Source organism: Streptomyces sp. Z423-1 (assembly GCF_013009255.1).
Taxonomy (GTDB): Bacteria; Actinomycetota; Actinomycetes; order Streptomycetales; family Streptomycetaceae; genus Streptomyces; species Streptomyces gossypiisoli.
Genome location: NZ_CP053109.1, coordinates 762778 through 786652, shown reverse-complemented (window position 1 = coordinate 786652; position 23875 = coordinate 762778). Strand labels below are relative to the sequence as shown.

At 72.0% G+C, this 23875-nt stretch carries 18 protein-coding genes and 2 pseudogenes; 11 read left to right on the top strand and 9 right to left on the bottom strand.

Going from position 1 to position 23875, the window contains the following annotated elements:
• The first annotated feature begins 148 nt into the window (after window positions 1–148).
• The 5 genes and pseudogenes from HJD23_RS03505 to HJD23_RS03485 all read left to right on the top strand — a co-directional run.
• Window positions 149–1588, top strand: coding sequence for an FGGY family carbohydrate kinase (locus HJD23_RS03505; RefSeq protein WP_171110718.1), 1440 nt, complete (start codon window positions 149–151; stop codon window positions 1586–1588).
• Window positions 1585–1773: a hypothetical protein gene (locus HJD23_RS03500; protein ID WP_171110720.1), complete on the top strand. Its 189-nt coding sequence runs from the start codon at window positions 1585–1587 to the stop codon at window positions 1771–1773. Before HJD23_RS03505 ends, HJD23_RS03500 begins: the two co-directional genes overlap by 4 nt.
• Entirely contained in the window at window positions 1770–1937 is a 168-nt protein-coding gene (locus HJD23_RS03495) for a hypothetical protein (RefSeq protein ID WP_171110722.1), read from the top strand. The genes HJD23_RS03500 and HJD23_RS03495 overlap by 4 nt, the downstream gene beginning before the upstream one ends.
• Complete coding sequence (locus HJD23_RS03490; RefSeq protein WP_171110724.1) at window positions 1934–3310, top strand: FAD-dependent oxidoreductase; 1377 nt, start codon at window positions 1934–1936, stop codon at window positions 3308–3310. Before HJD23_RS03495 ends, HJD23_RS03490 begins: the two co-directional genes overlap by 4 nt.
• Window positions 3307–4236, top strand: a pseudogene (locus HJD23_RS03485) (FAD-dependent oxidoreductase); the annotation flags it as partial. The gene HJD23_RS03490 and the pseudogene HJD23_RS03485, both read left to right, overlap by 4 nt.
• 147 nt (window positions 4237–4383) lie before the next feature.
• On the opposite strand, the gene HJD23_RS03480 reads toward HJD23_RS03485, so the two are convergent.
• Entirely contained in the window at window positions 4384–5148 is a 765-nt protein-coding gene (locus tag HJD23_RS03480; RefSeq protein WP_171110734.1) for a crotonase/enoyl-CoA hydratase family protein, read from the bottom strand.
• A 43-nt stretch (window positions 5149–5191) separates the two neighbouring features.
• Window positions 5192–6160 (bottom strand): flippase-like domain-containing protein, encoded by a 969-nt coding sequence (locus HJD23_RS03475; protein ID WP_240980616.1) that lies wholly within the window; start codon window positions 6158–6160, stop codon window positions 5192–5194.
• Window positions 6161–6341: 181 nt separating this feature from the next.
• On the opposite strand from HJD23_RS03475, the gene HJD23_RS03470 reads away from it, so the two are divergent.
• From HJD23_RS03470 to HJD23_RS03460, 3 genes are all read left to right on the top strand, one after another.
• A complete protein-coding gene (locus tag HJD23_RS03470; protein ID WP_171111814.1) occupies window positions 6342–8225 on the top strand; it encodes an ABC transporter ATP-binding protein in 1884 nt (627 codons plus the stop codon).
• 441 nt (window positions 8226–8666) lie between these two features.
• Window positions 8667–9779, top strand: a complete 1113-nt coding sequence (locus tag HJD23_RS03465; protein WP_171111815.1) for a site-specific integrase — start codon at window positions 8667–8669, stop codon at window positions 9777–9779.
• 524 nt (window positions 9780–10303) lie between these two features.
• Window positions 10304–10534 carry an e9imm peptide gene (locus HJD23_RS03460; RefSeq protein WP_171110736.1) on the top strand — a complete coding sequence of 77 codons (231 nt, stop codon included), beginning with the start codon at window positions 10304–10306 and terminating at the stop codon, window positions 10532–10534.
• A gap of 9 nt (window positions 10535–10543) precedes the next feature.
• On the opposite strand, the pseudogene HJD23_RS03455 reads toward HJD23_RS03460, so the two are convergent.
• Window positions 10544–11475 (bottom strand): annotated as a pseudogene (locus HJD23_RS03455) (IS5 family transposase).
• A 134-nt stretch (window positions 11476–11609) separates the two neighbouring features.
• Here HJD23_RS03455 and HJD23_RS03450 point away from each other — a divergent pair.
• A complete protein-coding gene (locus tag HJD23_RS03450; RefSeq protein ID WP_171110738.1) occupies window positions 11610–12065 on the top strand; it encodes an FMN-binding negative transcriptional regulator in 456 nt (151 codons plus the stop codon).
• A 25-nt stretch (window positions 12066–12090) separates the two neighbouring features.
• Here the strand turns inward: HJD23_RS03450 and HJD23_RS03445 are convergent, their stop codons facing one another.
• On the bottom strand, window positions 12091–12735 hold the full coding sequence (locus tag HJD23_RS03445) for a TetR family transcriptional regulator (protein WP_123190087.1): 645 nt from the start codon (window positions 12733–12735) through the stop codon (window positions 12091–12093).
• A gap of 149 nt (window positions 12736–12884) precedes the next feature.
• Here HJD23_RS03445 and HJD23_RS03440 point away from each other — a divergent pair, with 149 nt between their 5' ends.
• Together HJD23_RS03440 and HJD23_RS03435 are read left to right on the top strand one after the other, a co-directional pair.
• The gene (locus HJD23_RS03440; RefSeq protein WP_171110740.1) at window positions 12885–14378 is read left to right on the top strand and encodes a DHA2 family efflux MFS transporter permease subunit; all 1494 of its coding nucleotides are present in this window, start codon (window positions 12885–12887) and stop codon (window positions 14376–14378) included.
• Window positions 14379–14643: 265 nt separating this feature from the next.
• A complete protein-coding gene (locus HJD23_RS03435; protein WP_171110742.1) occupies window positions 14644–15879 on the top strand; it encodes a cytochrome P450 in 1236 nt (411 codons plus the stop codon).
• Here the strand turns inward: HJD23_RS03435 and HJD23_RS03430 are convergent.
• The 5 genes from HJD23_RS03430 to HJD23_RS03410 form a co-directional block, all read right to left on the bottom strand.
• The gene (locus HJD23_RS03430) at window positions 15833–17791 is read right to left on the bottom strand and encodes a LuxR family transcriptional regulator (RefSeq protein ID WP_171110743.1); all 1959 of its coding nucleotides are present in this window, start codon (window positions 17789–17791) and stop codon (window positions 15833–15835) included. The two genes, HJD23_RS03435 and HJD23_RS03430, sit on opposite strands and share 47 nt — an antisense overlap.
• Window positions 17713–18645 carry an ATP-binding protein gene (locus HJD23_RS03425; protein ID WP_171110745.1) on the bottom strand — a complete coding sequence of 311 codons (933 nt, stop codon included), beginning with the start codon at window positions 18643–18645 and terminating at the stop codon, window positions 17713–17715. Before HJD23_RS03425 ends, HJD23_RS03430 begins: the two co-directional genes overlap by 79 nt.
• 263 nt (window positions 18646–18908) lie before the next feature.
• Complete coding sequence (locus HJD23_RS03420) at window positions 18909–20900, bottom strand: AAA family ATPase (RefSeq protein ID WP_240980966.1); 1992 nt, start codon at window positions 20898–20900, stop codon at window positions 18909–18911.
• A gap of 593 nt (window positions 20901–21493) precedes the next feature.
• Window positions 21494–23032, bottom strand: a complete 1539-nt coding sequence (locus tag HJD23_RS03415) for a prenyltransferase/squalene oxidase repeat-containing protein (RefSeq protein WP_171110747.1) — start codon at window positions 23030–23032, stop codon at window positions 21494–21496.
• The gene (locus tag HJD23_RS03410) at window positions 23029–23859 is read right to left on the bottom strand and encodes a glycoside hydrolase family 16 protein (RefSeq protein ID WP_171110749.1); all 831 of its coding nucleotides are present in this window, start codon (window positions 23857–23859) and stop codon (window positions 23029–23031) included. Before HJD23_RS03410 ends, HJD23_RS03415 begins: the two co-directional genes overlap by 4 nt.
• Window positions 23860–23875: the final 16 nt, after the last annotated feature.

Here is a 23875-nt window from a genome sequence, read left to right as displayed (position 1 = left end):
TCTCCTCATGGTTTGCCGAACCATGAGGGCTTCCTCGTGTCACCGGTTTCGTATGTGAACTGACCGTCCGTCAGCGGTGCTTGACGCGGTGCGGCGGCCGACGGCAGGCTGTCGAGCCGTGATCGCCCAGGAGCCGACAGGGGTCTCGATGACAGGTCCGGTGCTCGCCGTCGACCAGGGCACGTCCGGCACCAAGGCCCTGGTGATCTGCCCCGAACGCGGCGTCATCGGCACCGGGTTCGCCGCCGTGCGCCCGCGCTCGCTGCCCGGCGGCCTGGCCGAGGCCGACCCTGCCGAGCTGTACGACTCGGTGATCGAGGCGGGTCACCAGGCCCTCACCGAGGCCCGCTCACCCGTGGTCGCCCTGGGCCTGGCCAACCAGGGCGAGACCGTGCTCGCCTGGGACCCGGTGACCGGCCGCCCGCTGACCGACGCGCTGGTCTGGCACGACCGCCGCGCCGAGACCGTGTGCGCCGGGCTCGCCTCGTACGAGGAGGAGTTGAGGCACCTGACGGGTCTCCCGGTCGACCCGTACTTCGCCGCGCCCAAGATGGCCTGGATACGACGGAACCTCACCCGCGAGGGAGTCGTCACCACCAGCGACGCCTGGCTCGTCCACCGGCTCACCGGCGCCTACGTCACCGACGCCGCCACCGCCGGCCGTACCCAGCTGCTCGACCTCGACGGCACGGATTGGTCGCCGCGCGCTCTCGACCTCTACGGCCTGTCCGGTGAGCGGCTGCCCGAGGTCGTCGACAACGCGGGCCCCGTCGGCACGACCACAGCCTTCGGCCCGGAGATCCCGCTCACCGGCCTGGTCGTCGACCAACAGGCCGCGCTGCTCGCCCAGCACATCACCGAACCGGGCGGCGCCAAGTGCACCTACGGCACCGGCGCGTTCCTCCTCGCGCACACCGGTGACACGCCCCGGCGCGGCGACTCCGGCCTGGTCAGCTGTGTCGCCTGGCGGCTCGCCGGACACGCCGGGTACTGCCTCGACGGGCAGGTCTACGCGGCTGCCTCCGCCGTCCGCTGGCTCACCGACCTCGGCGTGATCAAGGGCGCCGCCGATCTCGACGCCGTGGGCGCTGCGGTCCCCGACAGCGGCGGGGTCACCTTCGTGCCCGCCCTCGCGGGCCTCGCCGCCCCCTGGTGGCGCGGCGACCTGCGCGGCTCGCTCACCGGGCTGGGCCTCGACACGGGTCGCGGCCATCTGGTCCGCGCCCTGTGCGAGGGGATCGCCGCCCAGGTCGTCGAACTCGCCGACGCGGCGGAGCGGGACCTCGGCGCCCCGCTGGACACCCTGCGCGTGGACGGCGGCCTGACCCGCTCGACGCTCCTCATGCAGACCCAGGCCGACCTGCTGCAACGCCCGGTCGAGGTGTCGGCGCTGCCCGACGCGACCGCCGTCGGCGCCGGCGCGCTGGCCCGGCTGGGCGCGGAGCCCGGGCTGACCGTGGAGGCCGCGCTGCCCGGCTGGAAACCGGCCGCCGTGTACGAACCCCGGATCAGCGCCGAGGAGGCCGCGGAACGCCTCGCCGCGTTCCGCCGCGAGGTCACCGCCCTGCTCGACGGGACGCCCGCGTGACCCTGCCGTACGACGTGGTGGTCGTCGGTGGTGCGGTCGCCGGTGAATTCGCCTGGTGTCCGTGGCTGGGGATCGCCCTTGTCGGGGTTCGGGGGGATGTCGTTGGGGTTCGGGGGGATGTCGGCCGGGGCGGGTCCGAGGCCGGCATGGCGATCCTCTGGCTGCTCGATGGGAGGCTCGCGTGATTCGGCTCTATGACGTGGTGGTCGTCGGTGGTGCGGTCGCCGGTGAATTCGTCCGGTGTCCGTGGCTGGGGATCGCCCTTCTCAAGGCCCGGGAGGACGTCGGCCGGGGCGGGTCCGAGGCCGGCATCGCGAGTCACCGGCTGCTCGACGGGACGCCCGCATGACCCGGACCTACGACGTGGCGGTCGTCGGGGCCGGAGTCGTCGGCTGCGCCATCGCTCGCGAACTCGCCCGGTATCCGCGGCTGCGCGTCGCCCTCGTCGAGGCCCAGGACGATGTCGGTCAGGGCAGCTCCAAGGCCAACACCGCGATCCTGCACACCGGGTTCGACGCGGTCCCCGGCTCGCTGGAGGCACGGCTGGTGCGCGAGGGGGCGCGTCTGCTCGCCGCGTACGCCGTCGAGTCCGGCATCCCCGTCGAACCCGTCGGCGCCCTGCTCGTCGCCTGGGACGAGGAACAGCTCGCCGCCCTGCCCCACCTCGCCGAGAAGGCCGAGGCCAACGACTGCCACGCCACCCGTCTGCCCGGCCCCGCCGCACTGTACGAGCGCGAACCCCACCTAGGCGCCGGCGCGCTCGGCGCCCTGCACGTGCCCGGCGAGTCGATCATCTGCCCCTGGACGACGACCCTCGCGTACGCCACCCAGGCCGTCCGGCACGGAGTCGACCTGCACCTCGACGCACGCGTCGAGGACGTGAGCCGGCAGGACGGCATCCATGTGCTGACGACCGGCGCGGGCACCCTGCGGGCCCGCTGGCTGGTCAACGCGGCCGGACTGCACGCCGACACGCTCGACGCACGGCTCGGGCACCGCGACTTCACCGTCACCCCGCGCCGCGGCCAGCTCATCGTCTTCGACAAGTTCGCCCGCACGCTGGTCAACCACATCCTGCTGCCCGTCCCCACCGCACTCGGCAAGGGCGTCCTGGTCGCCCCCACGGTCCACGGCAACGTCCTGCTCGGCCCCACCGCCGAGGACCTGGACGACAAACGGGCCACCGGCTCCACCGCCGAGGGACTCGCCGCCCTGCGCGCCAAGGGCCGCCGCATCCTCCCCGAGCTGCTCGACGAGGAGGTCACCGCCGTCTACGCCGGCCTGCGCGCCGCCACCGAGCACGACGACTACCGCATCCGCGCCCACCCCGGCCAGGCGTACGTCACGGTCGGCGGCATCCGCTCCACCGGCCTGACGGCGTCCCTGGCCATCGCGGCCCATGTCACCGGCCTGCTGACCGAGGCAGGCCTCGACCCGGGCCCGGTGCGGGAGCCGGCGCCCGTGCGGATGCCCAACCTCGGCGAGGCCTTCCCGCGCCCCTACCAACGCCCCGACCTCATCGCGGCCGACCCGCAGTACGGCACCCTCGTCTGCCACTGCGAGCGCGTCTCCCGCGGCGAGATCCGCGACGCCCTCGCCAGTACGATCCCGCCGCGCACCCTCGACGGACTGCGCCGCCGCACCCGCGCCCGGGCGGGCCGCTGCCAGGGCTTCTACTGCGGGGCGGCGGTACGGCAGCTGTTCGAGGAGGCCCGGCCATGACGGACGTACGGCAGGTCGACGTGCTCGTCGTCGGCGCGGGCCCCGCCGGACTCGCCACCGCCGCCCGGCTGGCCGCCGCCGGGGCGGGCCGGGTGGAGGTGCTGGACCGGGAGCAGCGGGCGGGCGGAGTGCCCCGGCACTGCGCGCACGGCGGCTTCGGCACCTGGCTGCACCCGCTGACCGGCCCCCAGTACGCCCGCCTGCTCACCGCCGCCGCCGTACGCGCCGGAGCGGTCGTCCGCACCGGGGTGACCGCCCTGGACTGGGCGGGCCCGCTGACCCTGACGACGGTCGGCCCGCACGGTCCCGAGACGATCACCGCGAGGGCGATCGTGCTGGCCACCGGCGCCCGCGAACGCCCCCGCAGCGCACGGCTGGTGCCCGGCACCCGCCCGGCAGGGATCTGCACCACGGGCGAACTCCAGCAGGCGGTCCATCTGTACGAGCAGCCGATCGGCAGCCGGGCCGTGGTGGTCGGCGCGGAGGACGTCTCCTACGCGGCCGCCGACACCGTACGGGCGGCCGGCGCCCGGGTCGTCGCCATGGTCACCGACCTGCCCGCCCCGCGGACCGCTCCCGCTCGCGCGCTCGACGCCCGCCTCCGCCGGGGCATCCCGCTCCTCACCCACACCGGCGTCACCGAACTCCTCGGCCACGGCCGCCTGTCCGGCGTCCGGGTGCGCCACCGCGACGGCCGTACGACGGTCCTGCACTGCGACACCGTCGTGTTCACCGGCGACTTCGTTCCCGACCACGAACTGGCCCGGCGCGGCGGCATCGCCCTGGACCCCGCCACCCGCGGTCCCGCCGTCGACAGCACCCTGCGCACCTCACGCCCCGGCGTGTTCGCCGTCGGCAACGTCGTGCACGCCGTGGAGCGCGCGCGGGCCGTGGCCCGCGAGGGCGTACGCGCGGCGACCGCCGTCCTGTCGGAACTCGGGCCCTTCTGACGGATCTCCGCGGCGTCGCGACGCTGACGGATCTCCGCGGCGTCGCGACGCCCGGCACGCCCTCGCGCCGCACCGGACGCGGCTCCTTCTCTCACGGCGATCCATCAGAAGGGGCCCGGGGCCTCACAGCTCCCTGAACGAGCCGTGCCGCCCCGCCCCCGCGGCGAAGCGGGCGGCGCCCTCCAGGCTCTCCGCCAGCACGCCCATGCCATGGCGGAGCTCACCGCGCAGCGCCGCCTGCTCGTCCAAGCCGTCCTGCTCCAGGACCGAGGCGCGGTCGGCGCGCAGGCAGGCCTGGGGGAAACGGGCGATCGTGGCGGCGAGTTCCTCGGCCTCGGCGCGGGCGCGGCCGGTCGGGACGAGGCGGTTGGCGAGGCCGATGTCGTAGGCCTCGCGGGCGGGCACCGGACGCCCGGTGAGGATCATGTCCAGGGCGCGGCCGGTGCCGATCAGCCGGGGGAGCCGTACCGTGCCGCCGTCGATGAGCGGCACGCCCCAGCGGCGGCAGAAGACCCCGAAGACGGCGTCCTCCTCGGCGATCCGCAGATCGCACCACAGCGCCAGCTCCAGGCCGCCCGCGACGGCGTGCCCGGCCACGGCGGCGATCACCGGCTTGGTCAGCCGCATCCGGGTCGGCCCCATCGGCCCGTCGCCGTCCTCGGCGACCCGGTTGCCGCGCTCGGTGCCGATCGCCTTGAGATCCGCCCCCGCGCAGAACGTGCCGCCCTCACCCCACAGCACCGCCACCCGCGCCTCGTCATCGGCCTCGAACGCGCGGAAGGCGGCGGCGAGGTCGGCCGCCGTCGGGCCGTCCACCGCGTTGCGGGCCTCGGGGCGGGACAGGACGACCGTGGTGACGTGCTGCTGACGCTCGACGCGGACCGGCATGGTGGAGCCCCCTTCGTATCGTCGGGGGCAGCACGTTACTGGCTCAGATCACCTTCAGCCGGACCAGCGCGCCCAGCGTCAACGCCCCCGGCAGCAGCGGCAGCCAGACGGTGATGATGCGGTACGCCAGCACCACCGCCGTGGCCACGGCGGCCGGACTGCCCGCCGCGACCAGCGCCACGATCAGCGCCGCCTCGACCGAGCCGAGCCCACCCGGCGTGGGCACCACGGCGACGGCGACGGTCGCGGCCAGATACGCCACGACCATGTGCCACAGGGGTATCTCCAGCCCCAACGCCAGCCCCACCGCGACCAGCCCGGCCGCCTGCAACGCGGGGAACGCCAGCGAACCGCCCCACAGCGCCAGCGCCCGCGACGGGCGGGTGTGCACCGAGCGCGCCTCGCCCAGTGCCGTGCGCAGGAAGGAGAAGACGGCCGTGCGCAGCCGTCGTACCAGCAGCAGCACGGCCGCCGCCACCAGCGCGACCGCGCCGAGCACGAGCAGCAGCGGGCCGACCGCGGCGTCCGGCAGCAGGGTGCCGAGCCGCAGCGCGCCCGGGAAGGCGATCAGCAGCACGGCCAGCATGCCGACCCGGGCGATGCTCTCGGCGAGCAGATAGAGCGCCACCGCGGCCGAGGAGCGGGCCAGCGGCAGCCCGCACACCGTCATGAACCGCAGGTTGACCGCGCTGGAGCCGAGCCCGGTCGGCAGCATGTGGTTGGCCGCCATCGCCGCGACCTGCGTGGCGAGCAGCCGCAAACCCGGCAGCCGCTCCACGACCGCGCCCTGCCGGGTCACCGCCATGGCGACCCAGGTCAGGCAGGTGGCGCCGCCCGCGGCCAGCAGCCACGGCCACTTGGCCGTCGCCAGGTGGTGGAAGCCCTCGGCGAGCACACGGTGGTGCCGCACCGCGAGGTACGCCACGAAGGCGACCGGGAGCAGGCCCAGGATCAGCCGGAGGGGGATGCGTCCGGGCCGCCGTCCCGCGGGTTGTTGTTCGACCGCTGTCACACTTCGAGAGGTTTTCCGTGCCGCCTCAACTGCGGGTTGCGGAAGCGGGGACGGGGGATGACGTACGGGGAGCGAGCCGACAACGATCTTCCCGAGGGCCCGCACGGGGACGCTCGACCTCACGCTCGACCGCACGCTTGACCTCAAGGTTGGTCGAGGTTCTACGTTCGATTCCATGAGCATGGAGACCACGGCGTGGACGCAGCTGTACAGCGTCATGAACGCCACGCAGGAACGCCGCCCCTTCGCCCGCGCCACACTGCGCCGCATCGCCGCGTTCGCCCGCCCGCACCGCCCCCGGATCGCGCTGTTCGTGCTGCTCGGAGTGGCGACCGCGCTGCTCGCCGTCGCGACCCCGGTCCTCGCCGGCCGCGTCGTCGACGCGATCGTGACGAACGGCGACGCGCGGACCGTCGTACGCCTCGCGCTGCTGATCGCGCTCATCGCGGTGGTGGAGGCGGCGCTCGGCATCCTCGGCCGCAGGCTCTCGGCGGCGCTGGGGGAGGGGCTCATCCTCGATCTGCGGACGGCGGTGTCCGACCATGTGCAGCGCATGCCGGTCGCGTTCTTCACCCGCACCCGCACCGGAGCCCTCGTCAGCCGGCTCAACAACGACGTGATCGGCGCCCAGCGGGCCTTCAGCAACACCCTGTCCGGCGTGGTCAGCAACCTCGTCACGCTGGTGCTCACCCTCGCCGTCATGCTCACCCTGTCCTGGCAGGTCACGCTGCTCGCGCTGGCGCTGCTGCCGGTGTTCGTGATCCCGGCCCGGCGGATGGGCAGCCGGATGGCCCGGATGCAGCGGGAGGCGGCGACGCTGAACGCGGCGATGGGCACCCGGATGACCGAGCGCTTCTCGGCCCCCGGCGCGACGCTGGTCAAGCTGTTCGGGCGGCCGGAGGAGGAGTCGGCGGAGTTCGCCGTCCGGGCCCGCCGGGTCGCCGACATCGGCATCCGTACGGCGACCGCGCAGTCGGCGTTCATCACCGCGCTGACCCTGGTGTCGGCGCTCGCCCTGGCCCTGGGCTACGGCCTCGGCGGCTGGTTCGCCCTGCGCGGCACCCTGGAGCCGGGCGCCGTGGTGGCCCTCGCCCTGCTCCTGACCCGCCTGTACGCGCCGCTCACGGCGCTCGCCGGGGCGCGCGTCGAGGTGATGAGCGCCCTCGTCAGTTTCGAGCGCGTCTTCGAGGTGCTCGACCTCAAGCCGCTCATCGAGGAGAAGCCGGACGCCGTCGAGGTGCCCGAAGGGCCGGTGTCGGTCGAGTTCGACGACGTCCGCTTCGGCTACCCGTCCGCCGACAAGGTCTCCCTCGCCTCCCTGGAGGAGGTGGCCGCCCTCGACAGCCGCGGCGGCGCCGAGGTCCTGCACGGCATCTCCTTCCGCGCCGAACCCGGCCGGACCATCGCCCTCGTCGGCTCCTCCGGCGCGGGCAAGTCGACGATCGCGCAGCTGCTGCCGCGCCTGTACGACGTCGACGGGGGCGCCGTCCGGGTCGGCGGCGTCGACGTGCGCGACCTGACCGCCGGCTCCCTGCGCGCCACCGTCGGCATGGTCACCCAGGACGGCCACCTGTTCCACGACACGGTCCGCGCCAACCTGCTGCTGGCCCGCCCCACCGCAACGGACGACGAGCTGTGGGACGCCCTGCGCCGAGCCCGCCTGGACGCTCTCGTCCGCTCCCTCCCGGACGGCCTGGATACCGTCGTCGGCGAACGCGGCTACCGCCTCTCCGGCGGCGAACGCCAGCGCATGACCATCGCCCGCCTGCTCCTCGCCCGCCAGCGGGTGGTGATCCTCGACGAGGCCACGGCCCACCTCGACAACACCTCCGAGGCGGCCGTGCAGGAGGCCCTCACCGAGGCACTTCAGGGCCGCACCGCCCTGGTCATCGCCCACCGGCTGTCCACCGTGCGGGCCGCCGACCTGATCCTCGTCCTGGAAGACGGCCGCATCGTCGAACGAGGCACCCACGAGGGGCTGTTGGCGGCGGGCGGCCGGTACGCGGAGCTGTACCGGACGCAGTTCGAGGAGCGGGCGGGGGAGGTCGCCGAGGTGGCGGCGTAGGGGTGGCTCCGCGTGCTGCCGGACGTGACTGGTTTCGCGCCCCTTGGACGGCGGGCGCGGCGGCCATGCCCTCAGCGGTCCGGGCTCGGCCACGTGACCAGGCTCTCGGTGCGGGACGGGTGCGCTGTTCCGTACCCTGGTTCCGCCTGTCGGCCCGGCCGAGTGCGGCAGGGCCTGGCAACTGCCCTTGACCTGCAATAACGCAGGCAGGGAGCCGTCATCCGGGAGGACCCAGTGCTCCGCACCATGTTCAAGTCCAAGATCTAGCGTTTGGGTGTTTCCGCAGGTAAGAGCCCTGATCGCGGCCTCCGGGTCAGCAAAAGGTCAGCATCGGGTCGGACGGTGTCCGGCGTGCTGACCTGCACCGATGGCAGGGCCTGCTGTGCCGCCCGGCGCCCTGCTCGGAAGGCTTGATACGTGGCTCGACAGCTCGCCCGTGGGATGGGGTCCTTCTTCAAGGAGTGCGGTTGCTCCAGGCCGACGCGTTGCCCGCACCCGTACACGATTCGGTTTCGGGACGCTCTCGGCAAGCAGCGTGAAGAGGCTGGCTACGACACGCAGGACGACGCGATCGAGCGCCTGACGCAGATCTACGCGGAGAAAAAGACGACGGCCCCGTCCGTTGCCGAGGTCCGCCGGGAACTCGGTCAGCAGACGGTCGCGGAGTACGCGAAGCAGTGGCGGCCGCGGCAGCGGAGGATGACGGAGTACTCCACGGGCTGGCACGTGGACAGCTCCATCAACGTGCACATCGTCCCCCGTCTCGGTTCAAGAAAGCTGAACTCGGTCACGCCGATCGTGGTCGAGCGTTTCCTGGACGAGTTGGAGGCCGATGGGGTGGGCCGCGGAAACCAGGTGAACATCTTCCGCACACTGAAGGCGATCTTGCGGGACGCCTACGGTAAGGGGGCTATGGCGGATGATCCTGTGAAGGGGGTCCAGGAGCCGGAATACGTCCGTGAAAAGGTGGTCATCCCATCTCTCGCCTACGTGAAGAAGGCACTGGCAGCCGCTGACGAACATCTCGCGCTGGAGATCGTCATGATGGTGGGCTGCGGCTTGCGGAACGGGGAAGCCCGGGCAGTGAACGTCAACAACGTTGTGGCGGATGACGTCTACCGGGTGCATGAGCAGATCCATTCCAACACGCACAGGCCGGCGAAGCTGAAGCACCGCAGGGCGGGGGAGTTCCGGGAGGTTCCTCTGCCGCGCTCGGTGCGGGAGGCGATGGAGCGGTACGAGGAGAAGCGCGGCACCACAAAGGAGGGCTATCTGCTGCGCGGTCCGAGCGGCTACTACACCGAGCCGATGGAACGCCGCCGTGTGCAGAAGCTCTTCAAGGACCTGCCTGCAGAGGACGGTGTCGGCATGTACGGCTTCCGGCACTACTTCGCCTCGAACGCGCTCGGGAGCGGGATACCGATCACCGACGTGGCTGAATGGATGGGCCACAAGTCGATCGAGGAGACGTATCGCACCTACCGGCATCTGATGCCGGGGAGCATCACCAAGGCGGCCCGCATCCTGGACACCGGCCTGTGGGACGCGACCTGAGGCCGCAGCGAAACCTGTCGGGGCTGCCCTCCGGTTTGGGCTGCAGCGGCACCACATGGCACAGGTTGTAGAGACCGTCCAGGGACGTCTATGCCAGTCCAGTGCGGGCATGAAATTGCAGTTCAGAGCCACTTGATCCGGGAGCGTCCGCCCAGTTGTTGATGGCTGTGTGATACATGGGATACGGCGAGGCTCCCCCCGAGGTCCGTCCTGCGGGATCTCTGCGCGGATCAGTGAGACGGCGAAGCCGCGCCGGAGCATTCCGGTGCGGCTTCGCCATGTGATCGAACGCGCTGGCGCGCACGACGCGGTCGGTGACTCGTGCGGTCCGTGTGCCTGTGGCTCTTTCGGGTGCCTGATTTGCGAACGCACCCGTTCATCCGTCCGTACGAGGGGTGCGTGCCCCTTCCAGCGAGACCGGGTCGTGTGAGCGCAGGAGCGGGAACGGCCGGATCGACTAGCCCTACGGCGGAGCTGTCCGGGCGATCAAGGATCTCGTTAGGGTGGCTCGGCGGAGGGATCTGATGAGCGCTGGGGAGATGAGTCGCGCGGAGGCGGTCGTGCTCGTGCAGCGGATCATGGACGCGGACTACGCCTCGGACGGCGAGGTGGACGGCTGGCTGGAGGGGCTGGGCAGAGCCCTGGCATGTCCGTCCGGACGGGTCAGGGACTTGATCTTCTGGTCGCCGGAGGGGGAGCTTTCGGCTGATGAGGTGGTCGATCAGGCCCTGGCGTATCGGCCAGTCGCTTTGTGAAGCCGGGACTCAACTCCGAAGCCAGATGAGCAGGGCCGCGGTGGTGGCGGTGCCGAGGAAGACGTAGCCGCGCTTGTCATAGCGAGTGGCCACGGCCCGGGACTGCTTCAGTCTGTTGATCGCCCGTTCGACGGTGTTGCGCTTCTTGTAGCGCTCCTCGTCGCAGCCGGGTGGCCGTCCGCCGCGCGAGCCTTTGCGCAGGCGGGCGGCCTGGCTGTCGGTCTTCTCCGGGATCGAGTGCCGGATACCACGGCGTCGCAGGTACTCGCGGCACGGACTGTTGCTGTATGCCTTGTCGGCCGCGAGGCTGTCGGGCTTCGTGCGCGGCCGGCCCGGGCCGACCCGCGGAACACGGATCTTCTCCAGCACCGTCTGGAACTGGGTGCAGTCCGCCCGCTGTCCGCCGGTGACGACCAGGGACAGCGGGCGGCAGCGGCCGTCCGCGCTCAGGTGGAGTTTGCTGGTGAACCCGCCCCGCGAGCGGCCCAGGCCCTCACCTCCCGCACCACCTCCACCAGCCGGGCGAGCAGGCTCTGCCACGGCGTTTCGCCCTGGCGTTCTGCCGCTTCGGCCCCCTTTGACGCGGGCGCCGGCGGCGGTCCGGTCCGGGCACCGGCCGCGTGCTGATGGGCCCGCACGATGGTGGAGTCCACCGAGATGTCCCAGTCGATCTCGCCTGCGGCATCGGCGGCGGCCTGGACCTGCTGCAGCAGACGCTCCCACGTCCCGTCGGCCGACCACAGCCGGTGGCGTTCATACACGGTCTTCCACGGGCCGAAGCGCTCGGGAAGGTCCCGCCACTGCACCCCGATCCGCACCCGGTGCAGGATCCCGTCGATCACCTGCCGATGGTCCCGCCACCGGCCACAACGTCCGTTGCTCACCGGCAGGAACGGCCGCAGCCGTTCCCACTCGGCATCTGTCAGATCGCCCCGCCCCATGGCCACAACAACGACCCAGGCACGGACGAGTCACATGATCGCCCGGACAGCTCCTAGCCCTACGGCAAGCTGCGCGGGCATCTCTCGCGGGGCAACCCGATCTGTGAGGCGCTGGCCTGCACGTCGAGGTGGTGGTGGCGTCCCTGGGTCCCAGCGCCTACATCTCGCCCGACCACTACGCCTCCCAGCTGCACTTCCCGACCTGGGCGTACGCGGCCGTGCACGTCACGGGCCGGCCGCGGCTGCTGGACGAGGTGCGCACCATGCGCCAGCTGGACGACCTGATCGAGGACCAGGAGAGCCGGCTCGCACCGAAGCAGCCCTGGTCGCTGCCGCGCCGGGCGAGCGCGCTGTTCGACGAGTACCTGCGGCTCATCCAAAGGTTCGAGATCCCGATCGGGCGCATCGACGGCGTGTACAAGCTCGGCCAGAACAAGTCCCCGGCCGACATGGCCTCCCAGGCACGGGCCTTCCGGGAGCGCGGCACGGACAGCATGGACCGGCTGGCCGACCACATCGAGCGGCACAACAACCTGCCTAGGCAGGAGCCCGGCCATGGCCCGGATCAGCCGGCGGACGCGGCCGGCTGATCCGGCGTACGTCGTCGTCGCGGTTTCACTTCTGGGCGGCTGCCCCCGCCAGTCCCTGGCGCAGCAGGGCGTAGGCGTGGTCGGCGTCGGCCACCGCCTCGGGGTAGACCTCGTCAGCGGACCGGCCGGCGACGATGCGCTGCCAGTTCACCGACGCCAGGATGCGCTCGGTGGCGATGACCTGGCCGGCCAGCAGGGCGGCCGTGATCTCGCGGTCGGAGTCCAGCGCGTCGACCAGGGCCTGGGCGAGCGCCTCCTCGGCCTGGGCCAGGTACTGGCTGACGCGTGCCACCAGGCTGGGCGTGGAGTACACGAGGTGGTGGAAGGCGAGGACGTCCTCGTCGTCGTTGAGCCCTGTGATGGGGTCCCGGGCCGCCAGCCCGTCCAGGAAGTGCTGGTGCAGGGCGTCGATCGCGGACACCCCGGGCGGCCGCTCCGCGACGACGGTGCTGCTCACCGTCTGGTGGTCGGCGAAGCGGTGGACGACCAGGTCTTCCTTGGTGGGGAAGTACTTGAACAGCGTGGGTTTGGAGACCTCGGCGACGGCCGCGATGTCGACGACCGAGACCTGGTCAAACCCGTGTTCAAGGAAGAGCGTGATCGCCGTGTCGGAGATCGTCTCTCGCGTTCGCTGTTTCTTGCGCTCCCGCAAGCCCATCGGCGCATTCACCAGGCCATCCTAGCACATCCCCTTACCCGGGCAATCAGGTGACCGAGTCTGCGAATTGACTTGGTTAAGAAATCTGCTCTAGTGTCCGCCAGTGGAAAACGGACGGGCCGGACCGAGCGCCGCCCGCGGTGAGGGAAGGACATCAGGACATGGCACAGGCAACAGCGGCCTCCACCGAGAGGTCGGTGCGCTACCGGTGGTCGGGGCTGGGGGTGATCGCCCTGGCTCAGCTGATGGTCATGCTGGACATGACCATCGTGAACATCGCCCTCCCGTGGGCCCAGCAGGACACCGGGATGTCGGACGCGAGCCGGCAGTGGGTGGTCACCGCCTACACCCTCGCCTTCGGTGCCCTGCTGCTGCTCGGCGGACGGGTCGGCGATCTCGTGGGCCGCAGGCGCGCCTTCGTGGCCGGCGCCGTCGGCTTCGCCGTCGCCTCGGTGGCGGGCGGCGCCGCGCCGAACGCCGAGGTGCTCGTCGGCGCCCGCGCAGCGCAGGGCGTGTTCGCCGCGCTGCTCGTGCCCTCGACCCTGGCCATGCTCGCCACCACCTTCACCGAACCACGCGAACGCGCCAAGGCGTTCGGTGTCTTCAGCTCGGTTGCCAGCGCCGGTGGCGCCATCGGCCTGCTGGGCGGCGGCGTGATCACCGAGTACCTCGACTGGCGCTGGTGCTTCTACGTCAACGTGCCGATCGGCGTGGCCGTGGTGGCCGGGGCCTTGCTGCTGCCGGCGATGCCCGCCAACCGCCAGCGCGTGGACGTCCCCGGCGCGGTGCTCTCCGCCTGCGGCATGCTCGCCCTCGTCTACGCCTTCGACCAGGCGGCGACCCACAGCTGGACCTCGCCCCGCGTCCTCGGCTGCCTCGCGACCGCCGTGGTCCTGCTCGCCGCGTTCGGTCTCACCCAGGCCAGGGGGCTGGCTCCACTGCTCCCGCTGCGGCTGGTCGCCGACCGCAACCGGGCGGGAGCGAGCCTGACCATCGCCCTGGCCATGGTCAGCCTGTTCGGCCTGTTCCTGATCCTCACCTACCAGTTGCAGGTGGTGATGGACTTCTCGCCGCTGCGCACGGGCCTGGCGATCCTGCCGGCGACCGTGGCGACGGTGCTCACCTCCACTCAGATCGCCGCCCGGCTGGTGCCCCGCGTCCCGCTGCGCCTGCTGGTCGTGCCGGGCCTGTTCATCGCCATGCTAGGCCTGCTCAACCTCGGCCGGCTCACCCCCGACAGCTCCTACGCCTCGACGCTGATGCCCACCCAGATCCTGCTCGGCATCGGTGTCGGACTGGTGATCTCGCCGTGCATCAGCGTCGCCACCTACCGCGTGCCGCCGCAGGAGGTGGGCGTGGTGTCGGCCTTCGTCTCCACCTCCCAGCAGCTGGGCGGCTCCATCGGCACGGCCCTGCTCAACGCCATCGCCACCAGCGTGACCGCCGACCGGATCGCGGGCGGCGGCCGCGGTGAACGGGCCGTGACCGAGGCGACCGTCCATGGCTACGCCGTCGCGAGCCTGTGGGCCGCGGGCATCACCGCCCTCGCCGCCGTACTCGCCGGCCTGCTGATCACCATCGACCTGCGCAAGCCCGCCCAGGCTTCCCCGGAGCAGGCGCGGGCCACGGAAGGAGACCTGGCGCCCAGCAACTGACCGCGCCCCCACCGGACCAGCAGCTGCCGGGTGATTTCCCCCGGCCCGGTGGCTGCGCCCGACCAGCAGTCGCCGGGTGACCTCCCCCGGCCCGGAGGCTGCTCCGGCCGCCCGCCGGAACCCACTGAACGGACCCGGCGGGCGGCCCCTATCAGGCCCCTACACCCCCTCATCTCGCCGCAGATCAGGCCCGGCCACCAGAGGCGTACATAGGCTCAGCGCCACCCGCGAACGGCCCGGAGCCGTCACTTTCGAGGATGTGCCCATGCTTCAGGATTCAGCCCTTCTGGAACTCGACGACGCGTTCATGCAGGACCCGCACTCCGTGTACGCACGGCTCAACGCCGAAGGCTCGGCGCACCGGGTGATGATGCCTCCCGGGGTCCCCGTGTGCGGCGGACTACCGGTCTGGCTGATCACCGGCTACGAGGAGGTGCGGTCGGCGCTGGCGGACCCCCGGCTGAGCACCGACCTCAACCGGACGGATCGGCTGTTCGCGCAGAACGAGCCGGACCGCAACAAGCGTGGCGCCTTCTCCTCCGCCCTCGCCACCCACATGCTGCACTCTGACCCGCCGGACCACACCCGCTTGCGTAAGCTGGTGAACAAGGCCTTCACCAGCCGCGCCATCGAGAAGCTGCGGCCGGAGATCGAGCAGATCACCGGCGAACTGCTCGCCGCCCTCCCGGACGACGATCCGGTGGACCTGCTGGACTCGTTCGCGTTCCCGCTGCCGATCCGGGTGATCTGCCTACTCCTGGGCGTGCCGCTGGAAGAGCAGGAGAACTTCAAGTCCTGGTCCAAGGCGCTCGTCTCCGGTGACTCGCCGGCCGCGACCGCCGCCGCCTCGACCGCGATGATTGAGTACCTCGGTGAGCTGATCGAGCGCAAGCGCCGTACGCCCACCGACGATGTGCTCGCCGCGCTGGTCTCGGCCCGTGACGTCGACGACCGGCTCACCGAGACCGAACTGGTCTCGATGGCCTTCCTGCTGTTCATCGGGGGTCACGAGACCACCGTCAACACCCTCGGCAACGGCACGCTGCACCTGATGCGGAACCTGGACCAGTGGGAGGCGCTGCGCCAGGATCGCTCCCTCCTGCCCGGCGCGGTCGAGGAGTTCCTGCGGTTGGAGAGCCCGCTGAAGCACGCCACCTTCCGCTGCGCCACCGAGGACCTGCGCATCGGTGACACCGAGATCCCGGCTGGCGACTTCGTACTGCTGGCACTGGCCTCCGCCAACCGGGACCCCGAGCGCTTCGGGGATCCGCACACACTGGACGTCCGCAGGCCCACCGGCGGCCATGTCGCCTTCGGGCACGGCATCCACTACTGCCTCGGGGCGCCGCTGGCCAGGATGGAGGCGCAGGTGGCGTTCGGCGTGCTGCTCGACACCTTCCCCGCCATGCGGCTCGCGGTCGATCCCGAGGACATGCGGTGGCGCACCAGCACCCTCATCCGCGGGCTGCACTCACTGCCGGTGCGGCTGAACCGCCCATAGTGTCCAGGCCCTGCGGCAGTTCGTCACGGCGGGACAGGTTGAGCTTGCGAAGGACACGTGTCATGTGCTGCTCGACCGTGCTGACCGTGATGAACAGCCGGCGGGCGATCTCCCGGTTGGTGTGGCCCTCCGCCGCGAGGGCGGCCACCCGCAGCTCGGCCTCGGACAACACGTCATGCGCCTGCTCCGAAACCTCATGCCCGGCAGCGCAGCGCCGTCCCTCGGCCGCCCGCTCCGCGTCCGGCAGCAGGTTCTGGCTGAGCGGCTCGGCATGGCATTTCTTCGCCATCCGGTAGGCACGCCGGACGATCACCCGGGCCCGGTTGGACTGCCCGAGCAGATGGTAGACACGGCCCAGATCACCCAGGGCGTGCGCCAGCAGCCAGTCGCTGCCGGAGGCCTGGAGTTCGTCCACGGCCTCCTGCAGCGCCTGCAGCCGCTGCCGGGGCTTCATCGTCGAGGCCAGCAGGCGCAGGGCGTTGCCGTGTACCCGGGGACTGCTCTTGTGCCGGGCCAGTTCCTCCTGCAGGTAAGTGACGGCCTGGTCCGGCTCGCCCAGGCGCAGCCGGGCTTCAGCCACCCCGGTGCGCCACGGGATAAGCGTGGTGTCGCCTACTCCCCAGCTCTCCAGGGCCTTGCCGCATGCCAGGAAATCTCCGAGGGCGGCCTGAAGACGCCCGGTAGCCAGATGGAACTGGCCTCGGGAGTACAGGTAGTGCTGGCCGAAAACGGTCTGGAAGACCGCCTTGGGCACCGGGCGGCAGAGCCGGGCCCGCGCCTCGTCATACCGGCCCATGGCGGTCAGCGCGTACACCGAACTCGCCAGTGGTAGGGCGATGCTCAGCCCCCAGCCCTGCGACGACATCCGCGACAGGGCCAGGTCGCTGTGGGTCTCCGCCTCCAGCAGCCGGCCCTGCCGGATGAGGTTCGCAGCCCGTAGGGAGGACAGCAGTGCGATGTTCCGCTCGCGGGCCGCGTCCAGCAGCGTGGTGCACCACGCGTCGACCTGTTCCGTGCGGTCGGCATAGAACAGGGTCATCAGCGCCAGCGGGATGGTTTCCAGGGTCGGCGTCAGACTGGACATCTCCAATACGTGGGCGGCGCCGACCACTGCCTCCTCCGCCTCACCGCCCCGTAGTACGACGGACAGAGCGGTGGCTGCTTGAAGGCGCGGCTGCGCTGCGATGGCCGCAGGAGTGAGCTCCTCGGTGACGTCGGGGGTCACCTCACCGAACATGCGCCGGTGGAACGGCGGGCACAGCACGGACAGCCACTGCTGCAGCGCGCGGGCCTCGGCAAGGCCCTGCTCGTCCGGCTCGTCGGCCAGTAGCCGGTCGACCAGGTGCAGCATCTCCGCCGCCTCGTCGACGTAGCCGTGCCAGACCAGGTTCTTGATCAGGGACATCGCGCTGGACAGGGCCGTGAGGTGCCCGGCTTGGAGGGCCTCCTTCAGCTCCGGGAGCCGGCGCATGGCCTTGGCCGGGTCGACCTGCCAGGCGGACAGGGTGTGCTGGAACAGGATGGACGCCCGCAGAGGCCCGTCCGGGCAGATGGCGTGGGCCAGGTCGAACAGCCGCATCGCCTTGGGGAACTCGTCCTGAGCGAGCGCCTCGATCGCGGCTTCCCGGAGCAGTGGGGGAGCCCAGGATTCCGCGATACCTCCCGCCGCCACGATGTGTTCGGCCACCGTGGCCGGATGTGCGCCGTTGTCGTGCAGCAGTACGGCGGCCCGCCCGTGCAGCCGCGCCCGCTCCTCGGCGGAGACCTCACCTCCCAGCACGGTGTGCGTCCTCGGGTGACGGAAGTCCGGTCCCGCCAGCAGGCCGGCCTGGGTCAGCTCCTGAAGGTGCCGGGTGGGCGGGTTCGTGCTGTCGCGGTCGAGCAGCACCGACAGCGCGTCCGGCCCCAGCACCGCCAGGTGCCGGGCGAGATCGGCCGCGGGCGCGCTGACCCGGTGACGCAGTCGACCACCGCGGAGTCGAACATCTCCCCGGCGACCGGCCGTAACGCGGCCGCGCCCGTGTACGTGCCCTGCAGGGCGTTGCAGGTGTCCTCGACCAGCGCCCGCGTCAGCAGCGGGCTGCCCCCGCTCGCCGCGTGGAACTCCGCGGCGCCGGCCTCGTCGGCGGGCACGCCCAGCCGCTCGGTGAGCAGCAGCCGGATGTCGCCGGCGGTCAGCGGGCCGACCCGCAGCTGATGGAATCCGGGCTGCCGGGCGAACTCGGCCCGCGCGGTGGCGTACGAGGGCAGGGCTTGCGGCCGGTCGGTGAACACCGCCAGGACCCGGGAGGCGACCATGCGGCGGGCGAGGTGCCCGAGGCAGCCCAGCGACTCGTGGTCGGCCTCGTGGATGTCGTCGACGGCGAGGACGAGGGGATGGTCGTCGGCCAATTTCATGACGGCCGCGCAGAATTCATCCGTGGCCTTGTCACGTTCACCCTCCGGTGCCCGAGTGACGGCCGCAAGGCTGCGGCCGACGGCTGCGAGCGTGTCACTCGTACGCTGTGAAGCTCCTTTGAATCGCCCTGTGTGCCACAGGAGTTGATGGACCACGCCCCAGGAGTTGGCGCGCTCTCTCGGGGAGCAGGCCGCTCTCAGGACGAGGGAACCGGATTTCGCCGCGCTCTGGGTGAATTCGTGGAGGAGGGCGGTCTTGCCGATCCCCGCAGGGCCACTGACCAGGGCGATCGGACCCGCTCCGCGGTCGCGTGCGGTCAGCAGGTCATGCAATTGGGTGAGTTGTATGTCCCGTCCGACGATGGACATCCGCAGGTGCTCCTATGGTGCCGAGGCTTGCATGTCTTCAGCAATCCTGCAACTTCAGACAGTCTGCGGGACCTTCAGTGGTCACCGCCACAGGGATTTGGCGCAAGTGCGACCGTCGACAACGGCAATTCGGCCAACTTCGAAATCCAGGGCAATTTTCCGCCTTGGGGTTCTTCAAAGAGGCGTAAAGAAAATGCGGCCCGGGGGAGTCCCCGGGCCGCACCTCTCGGACAGGTCTCGACCGTTCTCGGACGGTCCGCGCCTCAGGCGGCGAGCGGCTCCGGCAGCGGCCGGGCGTGCAGGACGTCGAGACGGGACACCGCACGCGTCACCACGACGTACAGCCGGTGCAGTCCGCGCGGCTCGGACTCGACGATCGAGGCCGGCTCCACCACGACGACATGGTCGTACTCCAGGCCCTTGACGACCGTCGCGGGCAGCACGGTCACCCGGGCGGCCGTGCCGACCTCCTCGGCCGTCGCCGTCTCGATGCCCGCCCGGCGCAGCGCCGCCGAGGTGGCGGCGACCGCGTCTTCGGCGGCGATGACCGCGACCGACCCCTCGCGGTCGAGGGCCGCGCGGACGGCGGACACGGTGGCGGACGCCAGGTCGTCGACGGCGCTGACCGTCAACTCGCCGTCATGGCGCAGCGAGCGGGCCGGCGGCACGTCCACGCCCAGGGCGCCCACGAGCCGGTTGGCCAGCTCCATCACTGCGGCGGGCACACGGAAGCCGGTGGTCAGCGGGACGACCGTGGCCTGCGCCTTGCCCAGGTGCGTCAGCTGCTCCTGCCAGGTCCGCGCCGACCACGGCGCCGTCGCCTGGGCCAGGTCGCCCAGCACCGTGATGGAGCCGAACGCGCTGCGCCGGGCGATCGCCCGGCACTGCATCGGCGACAGGTCCTGGGCCTCGTCCACGACCACATGGCCGTAGCCCTCGGGGCGTTCGATGAGCCCCGCGACCTCGTCGAGCAGCAGCATGTCCTCGACCGACCAGGTGGCGCTCTTCTCCGACCGCGGAGGCTTCGCCCACAGCAGGGCCCGCTGCTCGGCGGCGTCGAACACCCCGTCCGCCGCGGCCTCCATCACCGCCGGATCGCTCAGCAGCGTGGCCACGACCTCCTCCGGCCGCGCCACCGGCCACGCTGCCTCCAGCAGCGCGGCGATCGGCTTCGAACGGCCGATCTTGCGCGCCCAGGTCACGCTCTTCGGGCCGGCCCGCCGCTCGGCCTGCTGCTGGATCAGCGTGACCACCCGCGAACGCACATGCTCGCGGCCGATCCCGTACGGCACCCCCATGCCCCGCACCTCGTCGATGACCCGGGCCAGGTCGTACGAGTCCACCCGCCAGCGGTACGAGCCGTCGGTGACCGCGATGGACTCCTCCGGGTGCCTCACCCGGGCGTACAGTGCGCGCTCAAGGACGGTGGCCATACGGTCGCTGTGCTTCAGGACGCTGACGTCCTCGGAGTCCGCCCGCCGTACCGGGTGCCGTGCGACGACGTCCTCCACCGTCAGCTGGGCGATGTCGATCTCGCCCAGCGACGGCAGCACCTCGGAGATGTAGCGCAGGAAGGTGCGGTTCGGGCCGATGATCAGCAGACCGCTGCGCTGCAGCCGCTCGGGGAACGTGTAGAGGAGATACGCGGCGCGGTGCAGGCCGACGGCGGTCTTGCCGCTGCCCGGGGCGCCCTGCACACAGACCGACTCGTTCAGCTCGCTGCGGACCAGGTTGTCCTGTTCCGGCTGGATGGTGGCGACGATGTCGCGCATCGGGCCGAGGCGGGGCCGCTCGATCTCGGCGGCGACGATCGCGCTCGCCGCGTCGCCGCCGTCGTCGCCGCGGGCGTGGTCGAGGTGCTCGTCCTCAAGTCCGGTGAGGTCCTCGGGAGCGCCGTGGCTCCACGGCGCCCACCCGAAGCGCCGCCGCACCGCGACGCCGCGCGGCTCCAGGGCGCTCGCCTGGTAGTAGGTGCGGGAGACCGGCGCACGCCAGTCGATCACCAGGGGCGGTGCGGCCGGGTGTTCCGAGACCCGCCTGCGGCCGATGTAGTACCGCTGCCGCCGGTGGTCCCCCGCCTCCTCGGAGTCCTCGAAGTCGAGCCGGCCGAAGAACAGCGGGCTGTCGGGCTCCTCCGCCATCTGCCGTGCGCGGGTGCGCAGGTAGCGGCCGAGCGCCTCGGCACTCGCGCCGTCACCCGACACGTCCTCGCTCGCGACGACCTGGTACTGGGCATCGTCCACCTGCCGGGTCATCGCTTCGCGGCACACCGCGACGTACGCACGCTCCAGGGCCAGCTCGTCGTCGAGTCCGACGGCCTCCTGGGTGCCGTACGTGTCCTGGACGTGTGACGTCATCGATCGACCTTTCCGAAGTGACGGCCTTGCGCGCCGCCCGACGAGGCCGGACGGCGAATTTCGGGTCCCAGCATAACTGAACCCGGTTAATAGACTGGCTGAGTTGTGTTATTGCTGGCCGGATACCGACGGCCTACGCGCAGTGCTCCGCGCGGGCGCGTACGGCTGGGCGCGACCAGCGCTCCGCGCGGCCGGTGTCGACCGGGCCGCGGCCGGAGTTGCCGGGGGTCTGCTGCCGCCGGGTCGCGGTCACGTTCCGAGCGGCCGGTTGTCGCCGGGCGTGCCCAGTGCTCCGGGGGCTGTTTGCCGTCGGCCGCAACCAACGCTTCGCGGCGCCGGTGTCGCGGCCCGGGGCCACGCGTTTCTGGCGGCCGGTAGCCGCCGGGCGTGCCTAGTGCTTCGAGCGGCCGGGCACCGCCGGGTGGGACCAGCGGTGCCGACGCAGCCGGCGGCTGGTGACCGCCGGCCGCCGGCAGCGCTTCGGTGGCCCGTTACCGCCTGGCCGCGATCAGTGCTCCCAGCACCGCCGCGTGGACCAGATGGCCAGGGGCGTACAGCTCCTTGCCGATCCACAGTGGGGGGTGGTGTTCGGCGTCCAGGCCGTGCTTCAGGAGGAAGGCGCAGCCTCGGTGTACGGCCTGGGTCGTTTCCTCGGAGCGGGCGTCGCCGTCGGCGGTGAGTTCCAGCAGGGTGCATACCGCGTAGGCCGTCTCCTCCGGTGTGCCGTCCCAGCGGCCCCAGGAGCCGTCCTCGTGCTGCCGGTGCAGGAGCCAGTCGACGGACCTGCCGAGGGCTTCGGCCGACGCCGGGCCGGCGTACCGGTGCAGGGCCAGGGCGCAGCGCATCGTCGCGAAGTAGGGCGAGGCGTGCCACTTGTCGGACCAGCTGCCGTCCGGCCCCTGGCGGTCGCGCAGCCACGACGCGATCCGGGCGACGGCGTCCCGGTACCGGTCCCCCTCAGCAGGACCGTCGGCCAGGTGGCAGCCCAACGCCTCCAGGATGTGCGCGTTGGTGGTCGTGGACGGCTCGTGCTCCGGGATGGTGGACATGAAGTGGCTGCCCGCGTCGTACTGCCACAGGTACTCCGGCTCCTGCGGCGCCCCCAGGCGGGCCAGGGCCGTCAGGACGATCGCGCTGGTCTCCGCCTCGTACGCGAACCCCGGCGCGGTCGGCGCCCCGGACCGGCCGACGTCACCCGGCAGCTCCTTCAGCAGCGGAGCGAGCACCTCGCGCTCCACCCCCGCCGTCGCCAGGTTTCCGGCGATCCACGCCCGCTCGTAGTACACGATCGAGGTCATCGCGGGGACCGCGTCGGATCCCCGCTCCTGGGCCTGCCGCAGGAAGCGCACCGAGGGGTGCGCGGGGTCGGCCGGCTCCCGCGGGCCGAGCCAGGCGGCGGTCGCGGCAGCGGAACAGCCGACGACCCCGTCGACCGGCTCCATCTCGGCGGCACCGACGGCCGCCGGGCCCACGATCTCCAGATAGTGACCGGCGAGCGGGTTGCGCCAGGCACCCCCGCGCAGCCCACGCAGCGCCTCGTCGGTCAGCCCGTGCGGCAGCGCCAGCGGCTGCACCGGTCCGTCCCCGAGGACGGCGAGCCGGGTGTTGATCCCCTCCACCAGAGCGGGGATGACCATGAAGAACACGACCGTCGACGGCACCGGCTCCTCGGCGCTGCGCGCCACCAGCGCGGCCGCCGCCGCGAGCCCCCGCCGCGCGGCCTCGACGAGCGCCGCGGGCGGCAGCGGCAACTCGCCGCCCTCCCGGCCCAGCACGGCCAGCAGCGCCTCCGTCGCGCTCAGCGTCGGCACGAGGGCGTACCCGCCGGGGCCGCCCCAACTGCCGTTGGACCGCTGCTCGTCGAGGAGATACCGGACCCGGGCGGCGTCCCCGTCCAGCCACGGGGCCAGCGACACCAGCCGGGCCGTCTCGTACACCGAGGGACCCAGCGCGCCGGTCGGGTCGTCCAGCACCCGCTCGACCAGCTCGGCGACGAGCCTGTCGAGGTCCACGTCCGTGGGCGCGCTCACGCGGGGAGCTCCTCGGAGACGGTGATGCTGTCGACGAGCAGCGACGACGGCAGCGTCGCCGGGTCGGGGTCGCCCGGCAGGACCGGGCCACCGGGGCTGCCGATGATGATCGCCAGACAGAAGTACACGGGCTGGTCGAACAGCCAGCCCTTCGGAGTGGTGTCCTGCGGGGTCAGCTTCAGGTACTCGCGGCCGTCCAGGTACCAGGTGATCGAGTCGGGGCCGCGCCGCCAGACCGCCGAGTAGGTGTGGAAGTCCGCGCTGAGCGGGCTGCCGTCCTCCGTGGTCGTACGGGCGCCCATGCCCAGGGACGGGATCTGGTGGCACTCGGGGGAGTGGACGGCACCCCACACCGAGTCCGGCTCGGAGCCGAGCGCCTCCAGGACGTCGATCTCCCCGGCCCGGTACCACGCCTGCACCGGGTCCTCGTCGCCCCGGTGCCGAAACTGCGTGCCCCAGGCCCACAGCGCGCAGTCCAGGCCCGGACCCGCTGCGGTCTTCACCCGGGCGTCCAGGCGCAGCGCGCCGCCGGGCCGCGGCACGAAGTCCTCGCGCCGGGTCTCCAGCCACGCCGCCCGGTACTCCCCGTCCTCGTGCGTGGCGGTGATCCGCAGGTGCCCGGCGCCGTCGAGGCAGACGTTCGCGGGGTCGTCCGTGTGGAACTCGATGCCGGCGCCGAACGGCTGCCCGGTGACGACCTGCCACAGGGCAGGGTCGGGCGGGGACCCGGCCGGGCCCTCGAACGTGTCCTGCCACAGGACCTTCCACGACGGCGGCGCGGTCGCGGCAGCCGGGGCGGTGGCGTGCTTCTGGTTCACGGTCTCCATGTCTTTCTCGGGCTCC